General features: G+C 48.0%; 23 protein-coding genes and 1 pseudogene. 10 read left to right on the top strand and 14 right to left on the bottom strand.

Translation table 11 applies throughout. The features are described from left to right. The 3 genes from rsmB to def all read right to left on the bottom strand — a co-directional run. The coding region (rsmB, locus tag J7L64_08435; protein MCD6452369.1) for a 16S rRNA (cytosine(967)-C(5))-methyltransferase RsmB at positions 1–1,266 on the bottom strand (1,266 nt) is incomplete at its 3' end. Between the two features lie 21 nt (positions 1,267–1,287). Continuing rightward, on the bottom strand, positions 1,288–2,235 hold the full coding sequence (fmt, locus tag J7L64_08430) for a methionyl-tRNA formyltransferase (GenBank protein ID MCD6452368.1): 948 nt from the start codon (positions 2,233–2,235) through the stop codon (positions 1,288–1,290). Between the two features lie 12 nt (positions 2,236–2,247). Next, positions 2,248–2,763 (bottom strand): peptide deformylase, encoded by a 516-nt coding sequence (gene def / locus J7L64_08425; protein MCD6452367.1) that lies wholly within the window; start codon positions 2,761–2,763, stop codon positions 2,248–2,250. Positions 2,764–3,044: 281 nt separating this feature from the next. On the opposite strand from def, the gene J7L64_08420 reads away from it, so the two are divergent. Next, complete coding sequence (locus J7L64_08420; GenBank protein ID MCD6452366.1) at positions 3,045–4,982, top strand: FecR domain-containing protein; 1,938 nt, start codon at positions 3,045–3,047, stop codon at positions 4,980–4,982. Position 4,983: 1 nt separating this feature from the next. On the opposite strand, the gene J7L64_08415 is transcribed toward J7L64_08420, so the two are convergent. Next, entirely contained in the window at positions 4,984–5,862 is an 879-nt protein-coding gene (locus tag J7L64_08415; protein MCD6452365.1) for a DUF2520 domain-containing protein, read from the bottom strand. 115 nt (positions 5,863–5,977) lie between these two features. Between J7L64_08415 and truA the strand changes: the two genes are divergently transcribed. The 6 genes from truA to ispG are packed head-to-tail and all read left to right on the top strand — an operon-like array spanning position 5,978 to position 11,854. After that, positions 5,978–6,712 carry a tRNA pseudouridine(38-40) synthase TruA gene (gene truA, locus J7L64_08410; GenBank protein ID MCD6452364.1) on the top strand — a complete coding sequence of 245 codons (735 nt, stop codon included), beginning with the start codon at positions 5,978–5,980 and terminating at the stop codon, positions 6,710–6,712. Continuing rightward, a complete protein-coding gene (locus J7L64_08405) occupies positions 6,712–7,479 on the top strand; it encodes an isoprenyl transferase (GenBank protein ID MCD6452363.1) in 768 nt (255 codons plus the stop codon). Before truA ends, J7L64_08405 begins: the two co-directional genes overlap by 1 nt. A 9-nt stretch (positions 7,480–7,488) precedes the next feature. Further along, positions 7,489–8,292, top strand: a complete 804-nt coding sequence (locus J7L64_08400) for a phosphatidate cytidylyltransferase (protein ID MCD6452362.1) — start codon at positions 7,489–7,491, stop codon at positions 8,290–8,292. A gap of 9 nt (positions 8,293–8,301) precedes the next feature. Then, the gene (locus tag J7L64_08395) at positions 8,302–9,459 is read left to right on the top strand and encodes a 1-deoxy-D-xylulose-5-phosphate reductoisomerase (protein MCD6452361.1); all 1,158 of its coding nucleotides are present in this window, start codon (positions 8,302–8,304) and stop codon (positions 9,457–9,459) included. A gap of 15 nt (positions 9,460–9,474) precedes the next feature. Beyond that, complete coding sequence (rseP, locus tag J7L64_08390; protein MCD6452360.1) at positions 9,475–10,773, top strand: RIP metalloprotease RseP; 1,299 nt, start codon at positions 9,475–9,477, stop codon at positions 10,771–10,773. Positions 10,774–10,777: 4 nt separating this feature from the next. After that, the gene (gene ispG, locus J7L64_08385; protein MCD6452359.1) at positions 10,778–11,854 is read left to right on the top strand and encodes a flavodoxin-dependent (E)-4-hydroxy-3-methylbut-2-enyl-diphosphate synthase; all 1,077 of its coding nucleotides are present in this window, start codon (positions 10,778–10,780) and stop codon (positions 11,852–11,854) included. 11 nt (positions 11,855–11,865) lie between these two features. Here ispG and J7L64_08380 read toward each other — a convergent pair. The 3 genes and pseudogenes from J7L64_08380 to J7L64_08370 form a co-directional block, all read right to left on the bottom strand. Further along, positions 11,866–13,428, bottom strand: a pseudogene (locus tag J7L64_08380) (4Fe-4S binding protein). Positions 13,429–13,448: 20 nt separating this feature from the next. Next, the gene (locus J7L64_08375) at positions 13,449–14,357 is read right to left on the bottom strand and encodes a DUF362 domain-containing protein (protein MCD6452358.1); all 909 of its coding nucleotides are present in this window, start codon (positions 14,355–14,357) and stop codon (positions 13,449–13,451) included. Between the two features lie 9 nt (positions 14,358–14,366). After that, positions 14,367–15,140 carry a hypothetical protein gene (locus tag J7L64_08370; GenBank protein MCD6452357.1) on the bottom strand — a complete coding sequence of 258 codons (774 nt, stop codon included), beginning with the start codon at positions 15,138–15,140 and terminating at the stop codon, positions 14,367–14,369. A 298-nt stretch (positions 15,141–15,438) separates the two neighbouring features. Between J7L64_08370 and J7L64_08365 the strand changes: the two genes are divergently transcribed. The 3 genes from J7L64_08365 to ccsA are packed head-to-tail and all read left to right on the top strand — an operon-like array spanning position 15,439 to position 19,606. Continuing rightward, complete coding sequence (locus tag J7L64_08365) at positions 15,439–16,890, top strand: proline--tRNA ligase (GenBank protein ID MCD6452356.1); 1,452 nt, start codon at positions 15,439–15,441, stop codon at positions 16,888–16,890. Next, complete coding sequence (locus J7L64_08360) at positions 16,826–18,292, top strand: cytochrome c biogenesis protein ResB (GenBank protein ID MCD6452355.1); 1,467 nt, start codon at positions 16,826–16,828, stop codon at positions 18,290–18,292. The genes J7L64_08365 and J7L64_08360 overlap by 65 nt, the downstream gene beginning before the upstream one ends. Before the next feature lie 18 nt (positions 18,293–18,310). Beyond that, positions 18,311–19,606 (top strand): cytochrome c biogenesis protein CcsA, encoded by a 1,296-nt coding sequence (gene ccsA, locus J7L64_08355; protein MCD6452354.1) that lies wholly within the window; start codon positions 18,311–18,313, stop codon positions 19,604–19,606. A gap of 5 nt (positions 19,607–19,611) precedes the next feature. Here the strand turns inward: ccsA and J7L64_08350 are convergent, their stop codons facing one another. The 7 genes from J7L64_08350 to J7L64_08320 form a co-directional block, all read right to left on the bottom strand. After that, positions 19,612–21,096, bottom strand: coding sequence for a sodium-dependent transporter (locus tag J7L64_08350; protein MCD6452353.1), 1,485 nt, complete (start codon positions 21,094–21,096; stop codon positions 19,612–19,614). Between the two features lie 121 nt (positions 21,097–21,217). Next, a complete protein-coding gene (locus tag J7L64_08345) occupies positions 21,218–22,675 on the bottom strand; it encodes a sodium-dependent transporter (GenBank protein ID MCD6452352.1) in 1,458 nt (485 codons plus the stop codon). Positions 22,676–22,702: 27 nt separating this feature from the next. Further along, a complete protein-coding gene (gene accC, locus J7L64_08340; protein MCD6452351.1) occupies positions 22,703–24,040 on the bottom strand; it encodes an acetyl-CoA carboxylase biotin carboxylase subunit in 1,338 nt (445 codons plus the stop codon). Between the two features lie 53 nt (positions 24,041–24,093). After that, positions 24,094–24,609 (bottom strand): acetyl-CoA carboxylase biotin carboxyl carrier protein, encoded by a 516-nt coding sequence (gene accB / locus J7L64_08335; GenBank protein ID MCD6452350.1) that lies wholly within the window; start codon positions 24,607–24,609, stop codon positions 24,094–24,096. Next, complete coding sequence (efp, locus tag J7L64_08330; GenBank protein MCD6452349.1) at positions 24,587–25,150, bottom strand: elongation factor P; 564 nt, start codon at positions 25,148–25,150, stop codon at positions 24,587–24,589. Before efp ends, accB begins: the two co-directional genes overlap by 23 nt. Positions 25,151–25,274: 124 nt before the next feature. Further along, positions 25,275–25,631: a hypothetical protein gene (locus J7L64_08325; protein MCD6452348.1), complete on the bottom strand. Its 357-nt coding sequence runs from the start codon at positions 25,629–25,631 to the stop codon at positions 25,275–25,277. Positions 25,632–25,647: 16 nt separating this feature from the next. Further along, positions 25,648–26,865 carry a tetratricopeptide repeat protein gene (locus tag J7L64_08320; protein MCD6452347.1) on the bottom strand — a complete coding sequence of 406 codons (1,218 nt, stop codon included), beginning with the start codon at positions 26,863–26,865 and terminating at the stop codon, positions 25,648–25,650. Between the last annotated feature and the right edge of the window lie 103 nt (positions 26,866–26,968).

The raw sequence follows: 26,968 nt of genomic DNA, 5'->3' as shown, positions 1-26,968 counted from the left end.
CGTTATAAATGGGGAAAGATCGATATCTGATCTCCCCTTTAATCCCTTCAGTCTGAAATCCTTCCTCTCTTCAAGGAATTCCTTTATTAGCTCGGTGGTCTCCTCCGGTTCTAAGGTACAAGTGGCATAGAGGAGCTCTCCTCCCTTCTCCAAAAGCTCACTCACCTTTATAAGGAGTTTCCGTTGAAAAAGGGAAAGCTTCTCTATATCCTCCTCCTGGCGGTGCCACTTGATTTCGGGCGCTCGCCTGATCCTTCCCAAACCAGTACAGGGGGCATCGAGGAGCACTGCGTTGAACGAAGATGGAGAAAGGGGGGGAGCCAACATATCGGAGATCAGCAGGGAACCCCCTGACAAGCCGAGCCTCTCAAGGTTCCTTCGGATCAATCGGATCCTCCCTTGATGCCGGTCGTTCGCCACCAAAAACCCTTCGCCACCCATCAACTCGGTCAAGATGATGGTCTTCCCCCCGGGGGCAGCACAAGCATCGAGAACCCTTTTTCCCCTCTCAGAGGAAAGAAGCAGGGGGATCATCTGGGAAGCCTCATCTTGAAGATAGAATAAACCTTCACGGAAGGAACTGGTAGCAAGTGGGTTCCCCTCCTTTACAACCAAAGCATTAGGGACATAAGAGGAGGGGATAGCCACAACACCTTCATCTGACAGCTTCCTTATCAAATCCTCTTCATCGGTCCGGGCGACATTGACCCGAAGGACCAAGGGCGCTTCTTCATTATTAGCCTCGATCATCCTTCTCCCTTCGGAAAGCCCCCAACGCTTCACCCAACGCCTCACCAGCCACTCCGGGTGGGATTGGGTAAAAACGAGATAATCAAAAGGAGCCCTCTCGAATTCGGGTAAAGATATCTCTCCCCCTCTCCGACAGAACTCCCTTAGAATAGCATTTACAAAGGAAACCTTCCCCCTGTGCCCGCAAAGCCGGGCAAGCTCTACCGTCTCCTTAACCGCCACCCTTTCCGGAATATGGGTCAAGAAGGAAACTTGATAGATTCCCAACCTAAGGAGGATAAGGAGGTTTAACTCTATATCCTCCTTCTTCCGAGAGGAGAGTTGAGAGATGATATAATCAAGCCTGTTTTGCCAGCGGAGAGTGCCATAGACCAACTCGGTGATCAAATTCTTCTCTCTCGAAGAGAGCTTCTTCTTGGCAAAAGTGGCATTAAGAAGAACAGAAGAATAAGCCTTTCGTTCGTATATCTTCAGGAGAACTTCAAATGCAACCCTTCGTGGGACGGAATAGGTCATCTTCTTAGCCGAGGCGGACTTTTAAGGGGTGGGCGTAAAGCTCTCACCGGGGCGAGGACGATAGCCATTTATAAAGGAAGAACTGTCCATTTCCTTTCTCCCCTCCGGCTTCAACTTCAACACCTCAACCCCTTCGCCCCCCCCTGCCGCCACGATAAGCCTCCTATCAATTATCAGTATCTCCCCAGGTTTCCTCTTGGAAAGAGGAACGGATAGGGGGAAAACTCTCCCTTTGAGGAACTTCATTAATCTCCCTCGAAAGAAGGAATAGGCAGTGGGCCAGGGAAGGAGCCCCCGTATTCGGTTGACGATGTTCCTCGCTGGAAGCCTCCAATCGATAACACCCTCCTCCTTAGTAAGCATAGGAGCAAAGGTCGCTTGAGAGTGATCTTGGGGGGTAGGGGTAATAGTGCCATTTCTAATGCCTTCAATAGTGGAGATAAGAAGCTTTGCCCCCTCTTCAGCGAGCCTCCGTTCAAGCTCTGGTGCCGTTTCCTCATCGCCAATCGTTACCTTCCGCGAGAGGAGGATATCCCCGCTGTCCATCCCCTCATCCATCAGAATAGTGGTAACGCCGGTTTCCCTTTCTCCATTTATTATCGCCCAATTGATGGGGGCAGCACCCCGATACTTGGGAAGAAGGGAAGGATGAAGATTCACCGTGCCTAAAGGGGGAAAGCGGAAAACCTCGGGGGGGAGGATTTTACCATAGGCTACAACTACAATTAACTCAGGAGCCTCCTTCTTCAATAGAGAGAGGAAACTTTCATCCTTAAGTCTATTTGGCTGAATTACTTTTAACCCAATCTTCTTCCCTTCTACCTTAACCGGAGGGGGAGTGAGTTTTTTCCCCCTTCCTTTAGGTTTATCAGGACGAGTGATGACCAACGGGATCTTATAGCCAGCTGAAATGAGCCTCCTCAGTGAAGGAAGGGAAAACTCCGGTGTCCCCATAAAGATCAATCGCACCCTCACTCTCCCTCACCATTCCCCAGCCTTCATCCTCTTCTTTATCCGCTTAAGCCAAAGTCTTCGTTTTATAGGACCGATGTGGTCTATTATGAGGGTCCCGTTTAGATGATCGACCTCGTGACAGAAAGCGCGGGCAAGGAGATCTTCTCCCTCTATCTCCTCTTCCTTCCCTGTTTCCGGATTTACTCCTTTTATCAGCACCCGCTTCGGCCGCTTGATCAGAAAACTCACCTCAGGAAAACTAAGGCATCCTTCCTCTTCCTCCACTTCACCTTCGGACTCCGCTATCTGCGGATTTATCAGCTTTATCAAAGCATTTGGATCCTTGCCGATGGAAAGGTCAACCACCATCACTCGTTGAGAAACACCCACTTGCGGCGCCGCAAGCCCAACCCCAGGTTCAGCGTACATCGTCTCTATCATATCCTCAATGAGTCTCATCAACTCCCCATTGATATCCTTAACCTCCTCTGCCTTCTTCTCGAGCACCGGCTCTCCAAACTTCAATATCGGGCGAATAGCCATTTCCCTCTCCTTACCTTAGAACCTAACTCATTTTAGTTTAGCACCTCTCCCTTACTTCAGTCAAGGAAAGCAACTGTCCTCAAAAGGAAACAACCTGTGTAACAAATCAGGAACAAATTAAGAACAACAAGGGAACGGCATTACCTCACAGTAAGAGCCCTCCGCATTGTCAACCAAATTAAAGGGTTGCTGTACCGAGGTATCTTCTTTATAGTCGATATTGTGGCATAAATCTTGCTTGTTTTAGTAAGTGGAGCTCTCAGAAAGTGAGGTGATGGGTTATGAGGTCATTGAAGGTAGTTAAATGGATGTTAGCTCTCGCTATAGTGGTCACTCTCTCTGGCTACCTCCTTGCTGATGAGGGGAAATACTATGTCCGTCTCCGCTACGCAGAAGGCGATGTATTCATCCAGCGAATGACGGAAACCGGTATTGAAGAAGGGATTATAAACACAATGCTTATGGCTGGAGACAGGATGTGGACAGAGGAAGGACGCGCTGAGCTGGTATTTGAAGATGGGACCACCCTATGGTTGAATGGGGATACTAAGATAGACTTTCAGGCAATCTCAGCTCCATCTCAAACCTCTGAGGAATCAACCATAATCAGGCTTTGGAAGGGGAGTATGTACATCCGCGCTAACGACATAAATCAAAAGAACTTCCAGATAGATACCCCTGCTTGCACAGTAACCCTCCTCTCGGAGGGCAAATATCGCATAGATGCCTTTAGCGACCAGACGGTACGGGTAAGCTCTCTCCGTGGAGTGGCTGAGGTAACCAATGGTGGCGAAACCTCCCTGTTGAAGAGCGGAGAGAGGGTTTACGCCTCGATCGATATGGCTCCTTCCGAACCAGAATCGTTCAATTCCTTTGAGATGGATGATTTCGACCGCTGGACATATCGCCGCGAGGAGAAATTCGCTTCTCTCTCCCAACATCGTTATTTAAGCGGTACGGTAGTCTATCATATTGCAGAGCTCGATTTCTACGGCAGTTGGCGTTTCCACCCAGTCTATAGCACCTGGATTTGGATACCTAATGTAAGCGTCGGTTGGAGGCCCTATTACTACGGCTATTGGCGATGGTATCCTTGCGGTTGGGTTTGGATCTCCTACGAACCTTGGGGTTGGGCTCCCTACCATTATGGGTACTGGGAGTGGGATCCGATATTCGGCTGGTATTGGATACCCGATGTCTACTGGAGCCCTGCTTGGGTTTATTGGGCAGTTGGTCCTGGGTACATCGGTTGGGCACCTGTTCCCTACCGAAAATACAACTTCTTCATTTATAACAACTTCGATCCCAAAAACTGGGTCTTTGTACCTCGAACCGCCATCACGGCAAGGGATATAAGAAAGGTAAAGTTCTCACCCAGCCAGATAAAGAAAATAAGGGTAAACAAGGTCCAGTTCTACCGTCCATTTGACAATAGCTTGCGTCTGCCAGTTAACCGAGCAATACCTAAGAACTCACCTTTAGCTAAAGCAAAACCGATCAAGGCACTCTCAAGAAGACTTGTAGAACGGCAACCCCAATATCAGAATCCGATCAGAAGCTATCCGGCGAACAAAGCTAAAACGAAATTCCCTGAATTGGGAAAGAAGAGTTATCCTTCCTCTCGAAAAGGAGGGGAGAGGATCTACATCCCCCGGGCGGAAAGGGGAAGGAAGGTAAAGACTCCAGCAGTAAAAACCAAACCCTTCTCAATAAAACCGCCAGTTGGTACCAAAAGCTCTACCACTCCAAAGAAAGCGGTCCCTAAAAAGAAGGAAAAGTCTCGTCCTCCCTCCTTCTCTTCATCTTCTTCACCCCTCTATCGCTATTACCGGGCTATGGATAAGACACGGAGATATGTGACACCATCCACATCTTACTCCTCCCGCTATTCCCGCTCCTACACCAAGGCGAAACCAGTGATTAGAAAGACAGAAAAAAGGACACCTTACTACTCGACCACCTCCAGGCGTTCAATCATCAACTCTTCAAAAAGGAGGAGCAGAATCTATCTTCCCGGAGGCTCTTCATCAAGCTCCTCTAAGGTAATAAAAAGCCTGATAGGTCATACTCGTCCCCCTTCCTTCTCCACCCCCAAATCTCGCTCGGCAGGTAGAGCACCGACGTTCAAGATGCCTAAAAGAACATACCATCCCTCCTTCAGGACGCCAAGAAGTGTATCTCACTCAGCACCGAGAACAACGGCTAAGAAGAAAAAGTAGCCTAAAGTTCTTTAAGAAGCGAGAGAAGAGAACAATAACTACTATGATCGAGAAGGCGGTTTTGATAAGAAAGGGAAAGGGCAAAAGAGGCAGCCTCCCGATAGAGAGGGATAAATTCAGGATGGTGATCCTTTATCGCTTTGAGATGCGACTCAACTGTTCTCTCATCTCCCCTAACGATGGGACCTGTCAAGGCTCCCACCGCTCCCACCCCTTCCACATTAGCTAATGTGGAGCGAAGGAGGGGGAGCAATGCTCGCTCTCCCTCCTCTTTCTTTATTCCACACGACTGGAAAAGAGCGAGACTGATATTTATAAGAACCACGAGGAAGTTGCTCGCTATAGAAGCAGCTGAGTGATAAAGCGGTTTTGCCTCTTCGGGGATCAAGAGGAATTTACCCCCCATCTTCTCTACCAACAACTTACCCTTCTCCACTGCTTCAGGGGCTCCAGCTAAGGCAAAAAAGCAACCTCCGAACTGGGCGAATGTCTCCAAAGGCTTAGCGAAACTCAACAGAGGATGAAGGGAACCCACTACCGCTCCTTTCTCGGCGAGGGGAGAAAGAACGAGGAAAGAAGTGGCGCCGCTCAGATGAAAGATGAACCGCCCTTTCCATTCTATATCTCCCTGAGCTAAGGAGGAAGCGATCGAGGAGATAACCCGATCCGGGGTACCGATGATGATTATTCCTGCATCGCCTATCGCCTCCAAAGGCTCAACAGAGGGGATCCCTTCCCCAATAAAGGAAACCGCCCGTTTAGCGGAGTGGAGGCTCGTTGTAATAACACCCCCAATTTTGAAGCCAGCATTCTTAAGCCAGTGACCTAAGGAAGAACCCGTCTTCCCTGCTCCGATTATCGATATCTTGTTCTGATCCATCCCTTACTATTATGCCGAGGACCAAGCAGATTTGTCAAAGCCTCATCGCCCTCCCAATCACCTTGACTTTGCCCCCTCTTTCCCTCTATAATTTGCCCGGAAAAAGAGGAATAAATTGAGGAATCTGAAAGCCACTATTGCTTACGAAGGAACAAATTATTACGGCTGGCAGGTTCAACCAAATCTACCTACTATTCAGGGAACGATAGAAAAAGCACTTTATACCATTACCGGCGAGAAGATCTCTCTCATTGGCGCTGGGAGAACCGATGCTGGGGTTCATGCTTTAGGGCAGGTAGCCAACTTCAGAACAAATAAACAGATAGATGAAACTTCTCTTAAAAGGGCTCTGAACAGCCTCCTCCCCCCAGACATCCGCATCCTCAATATTGAGCTTGTTCCCCCTGACTTTCATTCTCGCTTCTCAGCAAAGGCAAAGGAATATCACTACCGGGTATACGGGGGAGAAGTGGTATCCCCCTTTCATTACCGCTATGTCTGGCAGGTGAATGCACCGCTCGATATTGAGGCAATGAGAGAAGGAGGGAAACATTTCATCGGAGAGAAGGACTTTACCGCTTTTCAAGTAGGGGATGCTCGGGAGAGAAATCCCATTAGACGGATATTTTCCTTTGAGATTGTCGAGGAAGATGAGTTCATCATATTCAAGGTGCGGGCGGAAAGTTTCCTCAAATATATGGTACGGCGGATGGTTGGCCTGCTCATAGAGGTGGGGTTGGGGAAGAGGGAGCCAAGTGAAATAATGGAGATTATCGAAGAAAAAGATAGGGACCAAGCAAGAAAACTTGCCCCTCCACAAGGTCTTTTTTTGGTAAAGGTGGAATACTGATGGTATGGTTTGATCCTAAACTGGCAGAACCGGGAAGTGAGGAGTACAAAATCCTTTCGGAGATAGATCCTGATAATCTGCCTCGGCATATAGCGATAATAATGGATGGAAATGGCAGATGGGCAGCCAAAAGAGGACTTCCCCGAATCGCAGGGCACCGAGCCGGTATTGAAGCAGTTCGTGAGGTGGTAGAGGCTTGTGCCCGTCTGAAGATAGAAGTCCTCACTCTCTACGCCTTCTCCGTTGAAAACTGGCGGCGTCCCAAAGACGAGATCAACGCCCTATGGGATCTTCTCACCGAATACCTCGCCCGGGAGGAAAGAACACTTTTGGAAAACAACATACTCCTCCGCGCTATTGGAAGGCTCGAAGAACTTCCGGAAAAGGTGAAAGAAAGCTTCAAAGAGACGATGAGAAAAACGGCGAACAACTCGGGGTTAAAATTGCTTGTCGCTTTGAATTATGGAGGAAGGGCGGAAATCATAGACGCCGCAAAAAAACTTTGCCGTCTTGCCAAAGAAAAAAACATAGATATTAATGAGGAGACTTTTTCCTCCTTTCTATATACCGAGGGCATACCCGACCCTGATCTACTAATAAGGACAAGTGGGGAGCTCCGGGTATCCAACTTTCTCCTTTGGCAGATCGCCTATACCGAATTCTGGATCACGGAAACACTCTGGCCCGATTTCACTAAAAAAGAGCTCTTTCGAGCTATCCGCGACTATCAAAAAAGGGAGCGAAGATTCGGCGGGCTACAACCTTGAGGAGGTTCAATGAAAAGAGTAATCACTGGCCTTTTACTCGTCTCAATGATAATCGTGGTGGTCAAATTTCTTCCTCCAATCTGCTTTTTCATCTTTGGCCTCTTCTGGCTTTATCTCGCAGCAGTCGAGTTCTTTGAAATAGCGGAGAAAAATGGACTCCCCGTGTTAAAAAAGGTGGGAATAGTATCCACTTTAATCGTCTCCTTTTTCTTTTATACCCAATACATCCAGTTGGACCTACTTCTCACCTCCGCGGTGATGGCAATTTCTCTCCTCTCTATCCTCACCATCCGTGATTGGGAAAAGACGACTGCCTCCATCGGGGTAACCCTGTTCGGTGTGATCTATATCGGCTTCCTTCTCGGCTACCAATTTTCATTGAGGCTTGTAGAAGGAGGGGGGGAAAAAGCGGTGGCACTTCTTTTTTATCTTTACTTTGTGGTGGCAAGTGGAGATGTAGGGGCTTACATTCTTGGAACATCGGTCGGACGACATAAGCTCTTTTACTCCCTCAGTCCTGGGAAAACTATTGAGGGGCTCGGCGGGGGGCTTCTTTTCAACATATCCTCCTCATTAATTGCCAAGTGGTGGTTTGCCTCCTTCATCCCGCTATCTCATGCTCTGATCCTTCCAGTGGTACTGGGGATATTCGCTCAACTAAGCGATCTCTGTGAATCGGCGTTCAAACGAGGGGCAGGGGTAAAGGACTCCTCGAATCTACTCCCAGGACACGGTGGGGTGTTGGATAGAATCGACAGTTTCATCTTCACCACACCCGTTTTTTATTACTACTATATCTTCTTCCTTAAGTAAGGAGATACGATGAAGAAACTCGCCATCTTAGGAGCAACTGGCTCTATAGGAAGAAATACCCTGGACATAGTACGCAACCAGAGGAACCGTTTCCAGATAGTTGCTTTGGCTGCGGGTGAGAATATCCCTCTCTTTGCCGAACAGATCAGGGAATTCAAGCCTAAGCTCGTCTCGGTAAAGGATGAAGAAAAAGCAAGAGAACTAAGGGATCTTATTTCATCCGAAGATGTCGAGATAACCTACGGGAATAAAGGCTTAGTCAATGTAGCTATCTTTCCTCCAGCGGAATTGGTCGTCGTTGCCACCTCAGGAAGTGTAGGCCTTATTCCCACCCTGCAAGCGATAGAAGCGGGGAAGGACATCGCTCTCGCCAACAAGGAAACCTTGATTATGGCGGGAGAATTGATAATCTCCTCAGTGGCGAAAAAAGGGGTGAGGCTTCTCCCCATCGATAGTGAACACAGCGCCTTATTTCAGTGTCTCGAGGGAAGGAGAAAAGAGGAGGTAAAAAGGATAATCCTCACCGCCTCAGGGGGACCATTCCTCAATCTCGAGCCTTCGAAATTGAGTAAGGTAACCGTGGAAGAGGCGCTTAGACATCCAAGCTGGAAGATGGGGAAAAAGGTAACCATAGATTCCGCCACCCTTATGAATAAGGGGCTCGAGGTGATCGAGGCGCATTTTCTCTTTGGCCTTCCCGAAGATAAGATAGAGGTGGTCATTCATCCTCAGAGCATCGTCCATTCACTGGTCGAGTTCGTCGATGGCTCGATAATAGGGGAACTCAACCTCCCTGATATGAGGATACCCATTCAATATGCACTAACTTATCCGGAACGGCTCCCCAACCCCTTTCCCAAGCTGGATTTTAAAAAAACGATCGCTCTCTCTTTTTCACCTCCGGACATCACCAAGTTCCCTGCTTTAAGGCTTTCTCGCCAAGCCCTTAAGGAAGGAGGTACGATGAGAACCGTACTCGCCACCGCGGATGAAGTGGCGGTGGAATACTTCCTTACAGGGAGGATAACCTTTGATAAAATACCCCTATTGGTGGAGAAAACAATGGAAAAGCACCATAAAAAAGAAGTATCCTCTCTCGAAACGGTGCTTGAAGCAGAGCAATGGGCAAGAAAAGAGGCGAAGAAGATAGCAGAAGAGCTATCCTAATTTAGGAGGAATAAAGTGTTATTAAACATCATTGCCATCATTCTCGTCCTCGGATTGCTGATCATAATTCACGAGTTCGGCCATTTCGCCACTGCCAAAGCCTTTGGTATAAGGGTGGAAACCTTCTCCATCGGCTTTGGACCCCGCTTAGTAGGGGTCAAAAGAGGGGAAACCGACTATCGGATAAGCGCTGTTCCTTTCGGGGGCTATGTGAAACTTTACGGAGAAAGCCCAGGAGAGAAAGGGGCAGATGATCCCCGTTCCTTCCTCGCCCAACCGAAAAGCCGGCGCTTCATGGTGCTAATTATGGGACCAGGGTTGAACATCCTCTTAGCGATCGTCTTCCTCGCCATAGTCTATAACGCCGGTATAGAGATACCGAGCCATTTCGATCAGCCTCCGGTCATCGGGGCGATTGCTATCGGTTCTCCAGCAGAGAAGGCGGGGATAAAACCGGGGGATAGAATCTTAGAGGTGGATGGCAAAAGAATAGACACCTGGGAGGAACTTCAACTTCTAATAAATACCAGCCCCAATCACCCCCTTCGATTAAAGATAAAAAGAGGAGGAAAAGAACTTTCTCTCACCTTGACCCCAAAGCCAATCCCTCCGCGATATATCGGCTACGCTGGTTTAATGGAACCTATCCCCCCTTTAGTGGATGGTGTTCAGAAGGGAATGCCAGCAGAAAAAGCAGGGCTCAGAAAGGGAGACATCATCCTTTCCCTCTCGGGTACTCCGATCCACCACTTCTATGATATGTATCGACTTATCCAAGAAAGCAAGGGAAAACCCATCACCCTCAAGGTAAAAAGAGGCGAAAACATCTTCGAAGTAACCCTCACCCCGATAAAGAAGAACGGGATATTCCTGGTAGGAATAAACGCCCCGGTAAGGATGAAGACGAAAAAATATCCCCTGGGAGAAGCGATAGAAAAAAGTTTGAAGAAGAATTACGATATGGCATTTCTCACCCTCGAGGTGATGGAACGGCTGGTGATGCAGAAGATGTCCGTCCGGGTTCTTTCTGGTCCCATTGAGATCGCCCGCTTCTCGGGAACGGCAATGAGGTTAGGCCTCATCCCGTTGCTCCAATTCATCGCCTTTGTCAGCCTACAGCTTGGGATATTCAACCTTCTCCCCATTCCGGTACTTGATGGAGGGCACATATTCATTCTCGCCGTCGAGGGGATCATCCGCCGAGATCTGAACCAGCGGGTAAAGGAAAGGATACTGCAACTCGGTTTTATCATATTGCTTCTGATCAGCCTTCTGGTGATCTACCTCGATATAAGCAAATTGGTGGCTCGCTAATATGCTGATGGAAAGGGAAAAAACACGCCGGATTAAGGTAGGAAAGATAGAGATAGGTGGAGGAGCGCCTATCTCCGTTCAGTCGATGACCAAGACCGATACCCGAAATGTGGAAAAGACCATCTCCCAGATAAAGGAACTGGTTACCGCTGGCTGTGAGATAGTGCGGATAGCGATACCGGATGAAGAGGCAGCATCCGCTTTCAGCAAGATAAGAAGAAAAATGGCTGATGTCCCTCTGGTTGCTGACATTCACTTCAACTATCGCTTGGCGCTCCTTGCGATCGAGGCGGGAGCGGATAAGATCAGGATAAATCCGGGGAATATCGGTGGAGAAGAGAGGGTTCGGGAGGTGGTAAAGGCGGCGAAGGAACGAGGGATCCCGATAAGGATCGGAGTGAACGCCGGCTCCCTATCGAGGGAGCTCCTCCGAAAATACGGACATCCAACACCAGAGGCGATGGTTGAAAGTGCCCTTTCCCATATCCGTATGCTCGAGGATCTGGATTTTCGCGATATCATCATCTCACTCAAGTCCTCTGATGTGGAGACGACGACTCGAGCCTATCAACTCATCTCCGAGCAGGTGGATTACCCCCTCCATTTAGGGATAACTGAGGCAGGTGGTGGATTAAGGGGAGTAGTAAAATCGACGGTTGGGCTCTCCCTTCTTCTCGCGCAAGGGATCGGCGATACCATTCGCGTCTCCTTAACCGGAGACCCGGTGGACGAGGTGCGAGTGGGCTACTACATCCTCTCCTCCCTTGGGATCAGAAAACGAGGGGTGGAGATAATCTCCTGCCCTACCTGTGGGCGCTGTGAGATCGATGTGGCAAAACTCGCCACCGAGGTAGAAAAAAGGCTTTCCCACATCACCTTCCCCCTGAAGGTGGCGATAATGGGCTGTGTGGTGAACGGTCCTGGCGAGGCGAGAGAAGCAGATGTCGGCTTTGCCGGTGGTAAGGGAGAAGGTATCATCTTCCGTCGGGGCGAGATCATCCGCAAAGTAAAAGAAAAAGAAGCGGTAGAGGCACTGGTCAAAGAAGTAGAGGAACTTCTCAAAGGAATAAGTCCTTCATAGAAAATCCTCACCTAAAGCAGAAGTTGCTTATCAGGGTCTCGGGATTCATTCATATTGATAACGAAGATAGCAGGTTTCTCGACTACCGGGCATTTATACTCGCAGATGCCACAACCTACGCATAGTTCAGGGTCAACATGGGGCTTTTTTACCACTACCTTCTTCCCCTCCCGATCGATCACCTCATCCTCCTCGAACCAGATAGCCTTCTTCGGAGTGGGGCAGACCTCCTCACAGACCACGCAGTTCACTCCAAAAGCATGGGGAAGACATCTGCTCTTATCTATAATCGCCAGCCCGATCTTCGTCTTCGTCTTCTCCTCCATAGTGAGCTCGCGGATGGCACCGGTGGGACAGACTTGACCACAAAGGGTACAATAGTACTCACATTACCCCAGCTTGGGGATCAGGCGTGGGGTGAACATCCCTTCAAGCCCTGCCTCAAAAAGGGTGGGATGAAGGGCGTTATTTAGACAGACTTTCATACACTCGCCACAACGGATGCACCTCTTGAGGAACTCCTCTTCGATGAGCGCTCCCGGAGGCCTGAGCAGGGTGGGGTTTGGCTTCTTATAAGTAGCACCAACCTTCACTAAAGGAACAATCCCCAAACCCGCCACCGCTGAATAGATAAGCTCCCTTCGCGAAAGGTCAAGTCCCGGCTCCCTACGCCGGGGAAGGGAAAAACGAAAGGAAAGCACCTTCTCTGGACAAGAAGCGACACAATTATAACAGACGAAGCACTCACTGCTCCGCCAAGCATCTTCCCCCTTCGGCTCGGCAGCTGCAGGGCAGAGAGCAACACAGAGATTACAATCAACGCACCCGGAAGCAAACTTCAATCTGAAGAGGGAGTAACGGGAAAGTATCCCCAGAAGAGCCCCCAAAGGGCAGAGATACCTACACCAAAACCGGGGGCGGACAAGATTTAGAAGGATGATCAGGATGAAAATCGCCCCTATCAGGAAAGACCATTGGAAGTATGGTTGATTGAACGAAAGATAATGGTCTTGCAAAAAGGAATAGATCGGTTCACTAATCGGGGTAAGGAGGGGTACCCCTGAGTAAACAGCGTCGAATACCCCCCGGATCAGGTAATTTACCGCTGGATTTATGCTTACCGCAGCGCTCCTTATGAGGAGGGAAAAGGGGTCGAGAAAGCCGGTAAGCTGAAGCCCGAAGAAGGAAGCGACGAGGAGTATCACCAGAATGAGATATTTAACCCGTTGTCCTCGATGATAGGAAGAGAGGAAAACCGCCTCAGTTAATTTCCGTTTTTTCAAATAGCTAAAGAAGTTATTAATGGCGCCGAGGGGACAGACCCAACCACAAAATACCCGTCCAAAAAGAAGGGTAATGCCGACTACAATAAGGGAAAGAGCCATAACCTTAGGGAAAAGGGGAGGAATACCCTTGAAGGCGAGTATGTTAGCTAAGCTGATAAGGGGATCGAAGTCAAAGAAAATCTTAACTGGATAAGGAATCTCGTTCTTACCAGCATATTCTGTCCGGATGAGAAGCCAGACGAATAGAAGGAAAAAACCTATCTGAACTATCCTTCTTAAATTCCTCATCGTTAGGAAGGTGATAGATTTCAAACAGTAAGTCTCTTTATAGGAACCTTATTGAGGTCCATCACACCGAGGCCCATATCGCGGGCTATCCTGATGTAGCCTATATCACCTGGAGAGATCCCAAACAGGGTAGCTCCATAAGCATCTACCGCCACCTGATCTTCTCCCACGATTACCATATCAAGCCTTTTAACATAGGAAAGATCGCCTCCCTGAGGTCCATTAGCGGTGAGTATCCTGGTGGCATCGAGCACCACCAGGGTTGGTTTAAAGAAATTGGCAAGATCGGCAATTACCTGGTGGATCCTTTGATGAAGCCTGCTTCTTCTCCCACCACAGAATCCGATGAAATTCTTCATCCCCATCGTCAGCCTGGTTAGGCTGTGGTCTTTGGCTATGGGTATATTGATGAGCTTGTCCGCCTCCACCGCCTCGGTGTAGATGAACCATTCAGAAAGCGCTTGCCCCCCTACCTTCATCCGCCGAAATTTCCGCCGATCGACGAAATGAACATCCGCCCCTGCCTCCCGTGCCGCCTCGGCGATACCGCTTCTCACATAACACCTTCGAGCATTATTTATGGAATTGTCAAACACCTTCACCTTCTTCGCTCCCGCTTGATAGCAGAGCTCAACCACCGCCTTCACTACCATCGGATTGGTATTAGCCGCCTGTTCTGGCAGTCGATCCCAGCTCATATTGGGCTTTATCACCACGATGTCATTACGGGAAACAAACCTTTTTATCCCACCAATAGCCTCGATCGCCTTTTTGGTAATATCGTAAGGGGAACTCCCCTTAACCACCACCAACGGTTTTATCCCCGGAGAGGGGCTCGAGAAAAAAGGCTCAAGAAGCGAAGAAGGAAGAACTGCCCCCATACCCAAAGCACTCAAAGAAAGCAAAAACTCTCGCCTTGTCCTCTCCATTCTTCTCTCCTAAGGACAAAGGTTAATTATTTTTAAACCGTTTTCTTTGTTCCGGGCTCCAAGAACTATCGAAAGGAAATTACCGCTTTTCTTGACTAAGTAATAGCCCGCCCTGTATCGCCAAAAGGCTATTTTATTCTTTTGCTCTTTTACAAACCCTTGCTTTCTCCATATAGCCTCGAGGCGAGAAAGAGCCAAGAAAACATCCTCTTTTCTAGAGTAACGAACGAGGAACAACTTGAACCTATCTCCATCGGGAAAACGATAGTCGGCAAAAGCCCCTTCTCCCCCCATCTTCTTCAATCGGAAAGGGTCCTTCTCAGAGAAAAAAAACTGGTTGTTGATTCCCAAGGTGCCGCGAACGAATACCTCGCTTCCGGGAATAAGGTTGCCCTTAGGAAGACGAGCGAGAATAGAAGGTGGAACACCTATTCTACCAATCTTCCTCGACACAAGACGAGCCATCCGAATCATCTCTTTTTTCGCTCTTGCTCCAGGATTAAAAGTCTCAATCACCACATAAAACCTCTCTTGCCAGAATAGGAGCATGAAATCACTTACGACCCCCTCCCCCCCTATTTTTATCCTCTTCTTTCCCACTTTCCTGTTAGCCGAGTAGATGCCGAAAGCGGCTTCCTCGTCCTTCATCAGGTAGATGGTGATGCTGATAGTCAGCTTACCATCGGTATACTCCTGGCTCAATGCTTCGGTAAAGCCGTACTCAAAGTATATCTCCGCCCCTCCATCTATGAAGTCGTATAACCCCTCCCCTTTGAATCTCAAAGGCTTCCCCTGGGGTTTAAAGGGAAAAACATCCGAAGACGAAGGAAGGAGCTTCTCGATATCGTTTCCTAAGCAGAAAGTGCTGATGAAAAACACCAGTGCAAAAACAATACTTTCAGGATATCTTTTTTTTCTCTTCATTGATCGACCACGATCACTGTCCAATACAAAACTACAATAGCTTAAGCTTCATCGCCTGTCAACTCATCCTTCGTGTTGACATCTCATCATCCAATATGATAAAGAAAGTAAGTGCCCGCTTAGAGGGATTTATTTCGCATAAATGGAGGGGTATTCAATGGCTACGGAAAAGGAAAGGTTTGTAACTGAAATCACTCCCAAATCTGAGGATTTTTCTCGGTGGTATGTGGATGTGGTGAGAAAAGCAGAGCTCGCTGATTATTCTCCGATAAAGGGATGTATGGTAATCCAGCCTTACGGTTTTGCCCTCTGGGAAAACATCAGGGATGTTCTGGATAAGAAACTCAAGGAAACGGGCCATATGAACGCCTATTTTCCCCTATTCATCCCTGAGAGTTTCCTCAAAAAAGAGGCGGAGCATGTGGCTGGTTTCGCCCCTCAGGTAGCCTGGGTAACAGCGGGCGGGGACGAGGAGCTCGAGGAACGATTGGCTGTTCGTCCCACCTCAGAGGCGATAATCTGCAGTATGTACGCCAAATGGGTCAAATCGTGGCGCGATCTACCCCTCCTTATAAACCAGTGGGCGAATGTCGTCCGCTGGGAAAAGGTAACCCGGCTCTTCCTCCGAACCACCGAGTTCCTCTGGCAGGAAGGGCATACGGTACACGCCACGGAAAAGGAAGCGGAGGAGGAAGCGTTAAAGATTCTCGAGATATACCGTCGTCTGGCTGAGGACTACCTCGCTATCCCGGTCATCCCCGGAGTGAAGACGGAAGGAGAGCGGTTTGCTGGTGCAGTCCAGACCTATACCATCGAAGCACTTATGGCTGACGGAAAGGCGCTCCAAGCGGGCACTACCCACAACTTAGGACAACACTTCGCCAAGGCATTTGGCATAAGGTTCGAAGATAAAGACCAAAAATTGAAATACGCTTGGCAGACCTCTTGGGGTGTGTCCAGTCGGCTCATCGGCGCCTTGGTAATGACCCATGGAGATGACTCTGGCTTGATAATCCCTCCAATGGTAGCCCCAATCCACTTGGTGATAGTGCCCATCCCTGCCTCTGGCTGGGAAGAGAGGGTCCTCTCCAAGGCAGAAGAATTGGAGAAAACCTTAAAGGAGGCGGGCTTCCGGGTAAAGGCTGATCTCCGCACCACCTATAGCCCGGGGTGGAAATTCAGCGAATGGGAACTTAAGGGCGTGCCGATGAGACTTGAGGTGGGACCAAAGGATATAGAAAAGAACCAAGTGGTTCTGGTTCGAAGGGATAATCGAGAAAAGATATTCATTCCCCAAAATGAGATGATAGAGAAGGTGGGAATCATCCTCAAAGAAATACAGAAGGATCTTTTCGCCCGTGCTCTTAAGTTCCGCGAAGAGAATACTCACCAAGTAGAGACCTACGATGAATTCAAGGAGGTAATAAAGAACAAAGGTGGCTTCATCCGCGCATTCTGGTGTGGTGATTCCGTCTGTGAGGAAAAGGTAAAGGAGGAAACTACCGCCACTATTCGCTGTATCCCGCTTTCTGCCCCTGAAGAGGATGGCAAGTGCATTCGCTGCGGCAAGCAAGCGAGAAAAAAGGTCTACTTCGCCAAGGCATACTAATATAATGAAGAAAGGCAAATCTTCATTCCTTGGGGTGTTTGCCTCAAGGAAGCTTACCATTTTTATCGTTGTATTCATCGTTATCTCTGCCATTTTGGGAACGATAATTCCTCAAGAGGATTTCGTCTCCTTGGAATCGATAAAGAGGGAATATCCCTCCTTTCTCTACGCAATCTTTATAAGGATAGAGCTCTTCCGGATTTACCACTCGCTTTGGTTTAAAGGTCTCTTTTTCCTTCTTCTCATTAACATCATCGCCTCAACCATAGTGAACCTTCCCAAGGTATTGAGAGAGATAAAACCTCCTGAGAGGATCCCAGATCCGGAGAACTTCCAGAATTATCCCTTCAGCCGTCTCCTCTCATTACCCAATGGTCCTCCGATAGAAAAAATGGAAGAAAAAATAACAACCGACTTTAAGGAATTAGGGTTCAAGATAAAAAGAAGGGAGGAGAAACGAGTTCTCCTTTTTGGGGTGAGAGGTAGGCTGGGAAGGTTCGGTTTTCTCATCTCCCATTTAGGGTTCATCCTGCTTCTTAGCGGAGTCTTTATAAGCTCACGCTACGCCTTAAGGGGCAGAATAAGTCTGGTGGAGGGAGAAACAACTTCCAAAATGGTGAGCAGCGATGGCAAGGATATTTCCCTTCCCTTCTCAGTGGGATTAGACTGGGCTAAAGCCTCCTACTATCAGAACGGTATGATCAAGGAATGGGAAGCGAGAGCATTTATTACTATAAATGGAGAAAAGACAAAGGAAAAGACGGTAAGGACAAACCACCCCCTTTCTTTTCGTGGATTTAACCTTATAATTGATGAATTTACAGAGAAAGCGGAGACAAAAATAAAGGGATATACTCTCGATATAAGTGGATTAGAGGGTGAAAACAGGAGAACCTACCATATAACAAAGTTCGGCGAAGAACTGGAATATCCTGAAGAAGGTTTGAAAGTTGTCCCTCTTCGTTTCATCCCTGACTTCGTGATGAGCGGTACCACTCCCTTCTCCCGCTCGCAGGAGTTAAGGAACCCCGCCCTTGAAATAGAGATAATCCCAAAAACAGGGGAAATAACCAAATTATGGGTCTTAGCCAAACATCCTGAACTGAATCGTCTTCCGGGACTACCCGTAACCTTCTCCCTAAGGGTAAATAAAAAGGAGTTGGCTCGAGTTGGGTTCGAGCTGGTCAAAGACCCAGGAGTAAAAATAGTAGCTCTTGGTGGAGGAGTAATAAGCTTTGGGCTCTTCCTCATTCTTCTCTTTCCTCCTGCTTCGGTAGTGGCTTTAATCTTTAAAAAAGGCAAACAGACATTACTTTTTATCGGTGGAGGTTTTCACAGGAATTACTTCTTCTTTGAGAAGAGGATGGAACAGTTGATGGAAAGCCTTAGAGTAAGATTGTAGGAGAAACGGGACAAGAAAATGGGTTTTCATATTCAGATGGTGCTTTTTCTTCTTTCTTTCTCTATTCTATCCTTCTCCTTCTTTCTCTATTTGATTTTTCTCTTAAGAAAGAAGAACGAGTGGTGGGAGGGAGCCACAACAGCTGGTCTGGTTGGAACCATTTCCCTTGCTTCGGGCATTTTCCTTCGCTTATTGTTCGCCAGGAGGATTATTTTTTCGAGCACCTTTGAAGCTTCTCTCCTCCTTTCCCTCACTATTATCATCATCCACTTCGTTCTCGAACGCCATTATGAATTAAGGGTGGGGGGGGTAATCCTTCTCCCAATAGCCCTCTTCTTCCTTGGATTAGCTCTCATCCTACCAGAAAAGACAATCTCTCATATCCCTCCTACTCTTAATAGCCATTGGTTCTTTCTCCACTCTATATGTGGAGTAATCGGGTATGGTTTTTTCTCCATAGGACTCGGCTTACTTTTACTCTATCTCTTAAAGACAAGGACTCCCCTCTCCTCTATAGGACTTTGGCTCACTGGTGGTGTAGCGCTAACCTATTTCCTACTCGATAGTGGCTCCATACTTCGGGGATCTTACCACCTCAATAGAATGATCCTCCATCAAATAGGAGATGAGAAAAGATTCACCTCAGCAAGAAATGTCTTTAATCTGTTCTTGAGGGAAGGATATAGCCGTGAGGAACTGAGTGATCTTCTCCCCTTAAAGATCCATATCCCTTTTGTAGGAAAGGTCTTTCTAATCTCCCTATGCCTGATCTCCATCTCTTTTGTGTTGTATCTCATATATTTCTTCCAGAAGGAACAGAAATTGGAGAAAAAAGCCCTCTTTTTTGCTCGGATCGCCCTCCCCTTTCAAGTCATCGGATTGGCTCTACTCATCTATCAAATACCACAAATACCTGAGGTATATTTTGCCTCTAATCCCTTTGAATTCTCCTCTATCGTTAGTTCTGTTTTCTTAAGTATCTTCTTCGTGTTTCTGAGTTTCTCCTATCATTCAATCTCGGAAAATCTACCTGAGGAAAACCTTTTAAGTGAAGTCTCCCTCAATATGATCGAAAGCGGCTTTCTTCTTTACACTCTATCTCTAATATTCGCTGGTATCTGGAGGAATGAAGCCTTTGGCAACTACTGGTTAAATACCCCCTCTGAATGGTGGCCAGTTATAGGCTGGTTCCTTTTTCTCCTCTGCCTTCATCTCTGGAAGGAAGAGAGGAAAAGGATAGGGTTTGCCTTTCTTGGACTCGCGGTCCTCCTCTATACCTTATTTGGGCTAGGGATTTTTTCAGCTCAAGGTTAGAAAAACTACAGCGAGAACTTCCTCCCCTTTCTCAAGAAGAAGTGAGCCGTCCATACAGCTACTACTCCAAGAAGGGCAATATCAGCGATTATGAAATACCGTTGGAGGATCTTGGTGAAAGCCTGAACTGCGGGTGAGGTGAACTCCGAGAGAAAACCGAAGATGAGTATCTGCGCCACTACCACAGGGCAAAAATACCGAAGGAGGAAGAGCCACAATGGTGCAAGTTTGAAACCAGGTGCCCCATCCATTATCTCTCGAGACGCCTTATCCCTTCCCCAGATATATCCTACAAACACAGCGATAAGAATGGAACCTAAGGGAAGAAGGTAGTTGGCGGTCAATTTATCCACGAAATCAAATGGGGTTTTTCCAAAAACTATTGGTTTTGCCAGCTTACCGTAGGAAAGAGCGGAAGGAATTCCCATAAAGAAGATGATCGTTCCCGTTATAAGAACGGTCTTCTTCCGAGACCAACCTTTCTCATCCACAAAGTAAGCGGTAACCACCTCGAGGAGAGAGATCCCTGAGGTAAGAGCAGCTATCAGGAGAAGGAGGAAGAAGAGGGGAGCAAATACCACCCCACCCGGCATAACCCGGAATATATTAGGTAGGGTTTGAAAGACAAGACCAGGACCTCCTTCTGGCTTAAGTCCAAAGGCAAACACAGCGGGGAAGATAGCAAAACCAGCAAGAAAAGCAACCATCGTATCCAATCCCGCTATCCAGATTCCATTGCTCGGGATATTGCTCTTACGGGAGAGATAACTTCCATAGGTGATCATACATCCCATCCCGAGAGAGAGGGAATAAAAGGCTTGACCCATTGCCAAAAAGACAGTATCGAGAGAAAAATGGGAAAAGTCGGGAAAGATGAAGAACTTAACCCCAGAAAAGGACCCAGGCAGGGTGAGAGCGCGAATAATGGATAAAACGAGAATGCCAAATAGGGTGGGCATCAATATCTTACTCCACCGCTCTATACCCGCCTTCACCCCTCGGATGACGATCAGCATACAAAGTACCATAAAAAGAGCATGATAGCCTACTGCCTTAACGGGATTAGCGGAAAACGCCTTGAAATAATTGGCTACTTCAGTTGCGTTATGAAAGGAACGGAACACCCCGAGTAGAGACTCAATAAAGTAACCTATAGTCCAACCCGCAACCACACTGTAATAGGAAAGGATGAGGAAACCCGCCAATACTCCCAGAGAACCAGCAAGGAACCAAGGACTGTGAGGTTTAACAGAGAGAAAGGCACCAACTGCGTTCTTCTGGGTTCGCCTGCCTAAGGATAGTTCGGCAAACATAAGGGGAAAACCCAAAAGGATTACACAAAGGATATAAACCATCACAAAAACTGCTCCTCCGTTCACCCCGGTATAGTAAGGGAACCGCCAGATATTGCCCAAGCCCACCGCTGAACCGGCAGCGGCAAGGATAAAGCCAACTCTACTCCCCCAATGTTCTCTTCCTCCTCTTGCCACCTTTACTCCTCCTTATAGATGGATTTTTCCCTCTCTTTTTTTACTGCCAACCCAAGTAGATAAATAAATATTCCCCAAACACCCCCGAGGAAGATTATCATCATTATTATCGTTCCCGCTTTCATTTCGTCGCCTCCCCTCTAAATGTCTTTTTAACAACCCACCGATTTGCAATAATGAAGAGAAATATCACCAACAACCACTGAAAAAGGCAGGTGCCGAGTGAGGTAGGCTTCGTTATATCCCACCATCCCTTTGGATCCCAACGAACCGCTTGATAAAACCACCAGGAGAGCATCAGGACAAACTCCACCGGAATAAAGTATTTGACAAGGATATCGAACCAACGCCCCACCTTAAGGTCGCATCCCTCGGCATTAACCCATTCCTCTCGAAATCGGGAAACCCCATAACGAGTGATGGCGATGGCAAAGAAAAAGCCGGAGACCATCAATCCGAGTCCCCAAACCCAATCCTGATTCTCAAAAAAGGTTAAACTGAAAGCAGAGGGAAGCCCGAGAAGGAAGGTCATAACTCCAACGAAGAAGACAGCCTTTTTCCTTGTAAGCCCCGCGTCCATAAAGATACGACAGGTAAGCTCAAGCATAGATATAAGGGAACTCAAAGCAGCAAAAGTAAGGGAGAGGAAGAACAAAGACATGAAAAAAGAACCGGCTGGCATTTTACTAAACAAAGTGGGGATCGAAATGAAAGTGAGACCAATATTATCACTTCCTTTAATCACCGACTCCGCTTCGGCGGGTGGCAAAAGGGCAAATATGGTGGGAATTATGGCAAGACCAGCGAGAAGGGAAGCGGCGTCATTGCCGAAGCCAACGATGAAAGAGTTCAAGACCGTATCCTCACGCTTCTTCATATAGACGGCATAGGTGAGGATAAGCCCCCAACCGGCACCGGTGGACCAGGCTGATTGGGTAAGCCCCTGAAGCCACACCCGATAATCGCGGAGATAATGCCATTCTGGGTTGAAGAGGAAGTTAAGCCCCTTTACTGCACCGGGAAGGGTTATCGCTCGAACAGCTGCTATCACCAAAAGTAAAAAGAGGGAGGGGATAAGGAATTTGCTCGCCTTTTCTATCCCCGCTTCTATTCCTCGATAGATGATAAAGGAGCCGAGAAGCACAGCCAATAGATGAAAAAGTATCGGCTGGTAGGAGGAAGTAAAGCTCCCCCAGTAATCACGAGCCTTTAAAAGAGGAGTTCCCATCACCCCTCGAAGAAAATACTTGATGCACCATCCGGTAACTACGGAATAATAAAACATAATAGCCATACTGCAGAAGGCGATAAATCCCCCCATAAAGGAGTACTTGGGTCCCATAATCTTGCCAAAGGAACCTATCACCCCCATCCGGGTCCCTCTCCCCAAGGAATACTCGATGATAAGGAGGGGGATGGACCAGAGAACAAGGAATATTATCCAAGGGATGAGAAACGCCGCCCCACCATTGCTCGCCGCTATTCGGGGAAACCGCCAGATATTGCCACAGCCTATCGCCATCCCCAAGGAAGCTAAGATAAGACCCCACCGTGAAGAAAAAGTCTCCTTCTTCTCCATAATAAACTCCCTTCTCTAAGATATCGATTAGAGCTTTACCTTATTTAAAAAGCCGGTATCGAGATTACCGGCAACGAAATCGGGATGGCTGATTATCGCCTGGTGAAGGCGGACATTGGTCTTCAAACCCTCCACGATCGTCGCCTCAAGTGCCCGCTTCATTCGATTTATCGCCTCTTTCCTATCCCTGCCATAGGATATCAGTTTAGCGAGAAGGGAATCATAATAGGGCGGGACTTGATACCCTGCATAGGCAGCGGTATCCACCCTTATCCCAGGACCGGTAGGGAGATAGAGACCGGTGATCCTGCCCGGCGAGGGGATCATTGTCTTCGGGTCCTCAGCATTTATCCGACACTCGATGCTATGGCCGATGAAGCGGACATCCTTCTGGGAGAAGCTAAGCTTCTTCCCTGCGGCGATCCTTATCTGTTCCTTTACCAGGTCTATCCCCGTAACCATCTCGGTAACTGGATGCTCCACCTGGATCCTGGTGTTCATCTCCATAAAGTAAAAATTCTTCTCGCTGTCGAGAAGAAATTCAACTGTTCCTACACTGAAGTACTGGACTGCCTTAGCCGCAGTTATGGCAGCCTCTGCTATCTCCGCTCGTAACCTTTCATCAAGCGCAGGGGACGGGGACTCCTCGACCAACTTCTGATGCCGTCGTTGGATGGAGCATTCCCTCTCTCCGAGATGAACGATATTCCCCTTTAGATCTCCTATTATCTGAAACTCAATGTGTCGTGGATGCTCCACATACTTCTCCACATAAAGACTGGGGTCGCCGAAAGCCGCCTCCGCCTCCACCTGAGCCATCTTAAAATGCTCCGGAAGTTCATCCTCAGAATAGACTATCCGCATCCCCCTCCCTCCACCACCCGCCGATGCCTTAAGCATTATGGGATATCCGATCTTGGTAGCTATCTTTGCTGCCTCCTTCACTGAGCTCACCGTATCCTTGCTCCCTGAAGTAACGGGAACCCCGATATCGCTCATCAGCTTTCGCGCTTCCGACTTATTGCCCATAAGCTTTATCACCTCAGCGGAAGGACCAATGAATGTTATTCCGCAAGAATCGCATACTTCGGCAAATTGAGGATTCTCAGCAAGAAAACCATATCCCGGATGGATAGCCTCAGCGCCAGTGACCTCAGCGGCACTGATTATGCTGGCGATATTAAGGTAGGAATCCCCACTCTTTGGGGGACCGATGCAGATGCTTTCATCGGCAAATTTAACATGGAGGGCATCCCGATCTGCTTCGGAATAAACGGCAACCGTCTTTATCCCCAACTCCTTGCACGCCCAGATGATCCGAAGGGCGATCTCCCCTCTATTGGCGATGAGAATCTTTTTAAACATACCTCCCTCGTTGGTTAGCCCAGGGGATTATCGGGTTGAAGCTGGCAGAAGGATTATGAGGGGTTACTCGGCTTGATAGCAAAGAGCTCCTGCCCGTACTCCACCGGCTGAGCGTTCTCTACAAATATCTTGACCACCTCCCCCGCCTTCTCCGCTGCGATCTCATTCATAATCTTCATCGCCTCTACAATACAGAGAACCTGTCCTTCCTCCACATGATCGCCAATTTCAACAAAGGGATCCGCTTCTGGATTCGGCGCCCGGTAAAAAGTGCCTACAATCGGAGAACGAACTATATAAAAATTGTCTTCAGAATGAACCTCTTCCTCCCTCGCCTCCTTCTCCCTCGGCTGGGCTGGAACTTCTCGCACCTCTGGCTCTGGTACCGCCACCACCTCTTTAGATATAACGGGCGGTAAAGAACGATCGTACTTCTTGATCTTTAGCCTAACCCCCTCCCACTCCAACTCAAACTCCTGGACATCACCTTCTGCCATTAACCTTAATAACTCTTTAATCTCCTCAGTCTTCACTTCCTCTCCACTCCTATTTTGAAACCCGTTCCACATATTCTCCACTACGGGTATCCACCTTTATTATATCACCCTCATCGATGAACAAGGGGACCTGAACCACTGCTCCAGATTCAAGCTCCGCAGGTTTGGTGCCACCAGAGGCAGTATCACCCCTTATTCCAGGATCGGTCTTTACCACCTTCACCTCCACAAAGATAGGCAACTCTACCCCTATAGGACGATCATTGTGATAAAGGATAATCACCTCGAGGTTTTCTACGAGGAAGCTCGCCGCCTCTCCCAGATGGTCTTCGTTAAGGGTCAACTCCTCATAGGTCTCGGTATCCATAAAGAAATAGTTCTCCCCCTCGCGGTAAAGATACTGAGCAGTCCGCTCTTTAAGATCTGGCTTCTTCACCCGCTCTCCAGCACGGAAAGTATGATCGAGAACCGCCCCTGTCTCTAAGTTCTTTAACTTGGTACGGACAAAAGCCCCTCCCTTACCGGGTTTCACATGTAAGAACTCCACGATTTCATAAGGCGTTCCATCAAGCTCTATCTTTAGCCCATTCCTGAAATCACTGGTGGTATACAACCTCTTCCTCCCTCCTTCCAGTAAGCGAAAATCGGGATTATTATAAAAACACCACCCTTTCCTGTCAACAGGATAAAAAAATAAGGGAAGGAAAGCCCCCCTTCAACCGATCTGAAGACTATATTCAGAATTCCTTTGCTAAGTCGAGCTTGGCTTTGGAAAGCTCGTACCTCGCTTGCCCCACACTGGCTCCCGGTTTTAAAAATAATATTAAATAGTAATCAGGAGAAAGTGTCTTTACCAAAATTTGTATCCGCTGGGCACTTAAAAAGAGCTCATCTGCACCACCAAGTTGAGGATTAGAGAGCATCACCTGAGCATTCTTCATATAATTAGCACATTCTACCGCCAGCGTCTCCAAGGTATACTCCTCATCCCCCAATACCACCTTCTCCACCGAGAGCCCGTCGGAGTCCATTACAAAAATACCATAGGTCTCCTTCAAAGAATCGACAATCCGCTCTAATACTTCTCGAAACATCAGCGACTACTCCAACCTATCCTCGCATCTTCTTAATGGTCTCAAGCCACTTGTTCAAGGTATCTATCTTCTCCTTTTTCCTCACATCGGCTGGGAGCCCCTCCATCTTAGGAGGAGAGGCAGCCTTAGCTTTCTCTTCAACAGAGGTAACTGGTGGCTTAGGGGGAATCTTCTCCTCAATTGTGCGTTCCCCTATCTTCCCTTCCATCCTCGCTTTAACTCTTGCTATCCTATCCCTAAGCTCGGCGCTGTTGGGATACTTATTAAGCAACCTGGTATATATCTCAAGAGCTTTATCAAACATACCTTGTCTTTCGTAAAGCTCAGCCATCGTGGGGGTGAGAAATTCTTCTTCCTGCGAAACGGAGCCTTCTACCTTCACTTCCGCTTCCGCTGGAGGTGGGGAAGTGCTCTTCTTTTCCGAAGGAGGTGCGTTGATCTCTAATTTCGTCTCCAGTTCTGACAGTTCTCCTTCTATATTGGTAAGATCCAATTCCACCTCAGGAACCATTTCCTCTGTGGAGGGAGCTTCATTTACCTCCTTAAGCTCGCTCAAACCGGTATCTGGCAGGGGAGCAGACTCAGCTAGTGGAGTTTTCAATTCCTTCTCTACAGGTGCTTCGGGAGGGGCACCCGCTTCAGGTGGCATCTCCATTTCGACCGGAGGAGCCTCCTTCTTACCTGCTTCTTCCATCGGAGGAGGAGCTATCTCAACCTCTTCCTTGATAGCCTCTTCCTGTGGAGGCTCACCCACCTCGATAGCCTCCGCCTCCATCCCTTCTGGTTCTTGAGGAATTTCGCCCGGGACGGAGAGAAGAGACTTCTTTATCTCTTCGATCCGCTCTGTTATCTCCTTATCAGCAGGGTTATACATCTGGATGAGCTCATATCGAGATAAGGCTGCCTCTGTATTTCCCTGAATATAGTAAATATCTGCAAGGGCACGGTTCGCTACCAAATTCTCCGGGACAACCCTAACTACCTCTTCCAAAATATCCTTTGCCTCGGATAGACGATTGAGATCGATCAACGCTTTAGCAAGACAAACCTTGGCAGCAGTATAATTAGGATGGTGCTTTAGCCCTTCTTCAAGAACAGCGATCGCCTCCTCTGGATTCCCTGAACGGCGATACTCCTCAGCAAGCTGAAGGAAAAGCCTCGAAGAGGGGTTACGGGCTATCTTCTCCTTTAACTCCTCGATCTTCTTTGAAAAAGCTCCCATATCTTCCGGCATAAATTAACACCTCTTTTATATTTATACCATTTATCCCTCCCCAAAGTCAACTCCTTTCCCCTGCTCAAAAGACAAAGAGAGGGGATATTCTCCCTCTCTTTCC

Source organism: Acidobacteriota bacterium (genome assembly GCA_021161905.1).
Lineage (GTDB): Bacteria > Acidobacteriota > B3-B38 > Guanabaribacteriales > JAGGZT01 > JAGGZT01.
The sequence above is the reverse complement of the archived record's forward strand: the minus strand, read 5'-3'. Positions and strand labels throughout refer to the sequence as shown.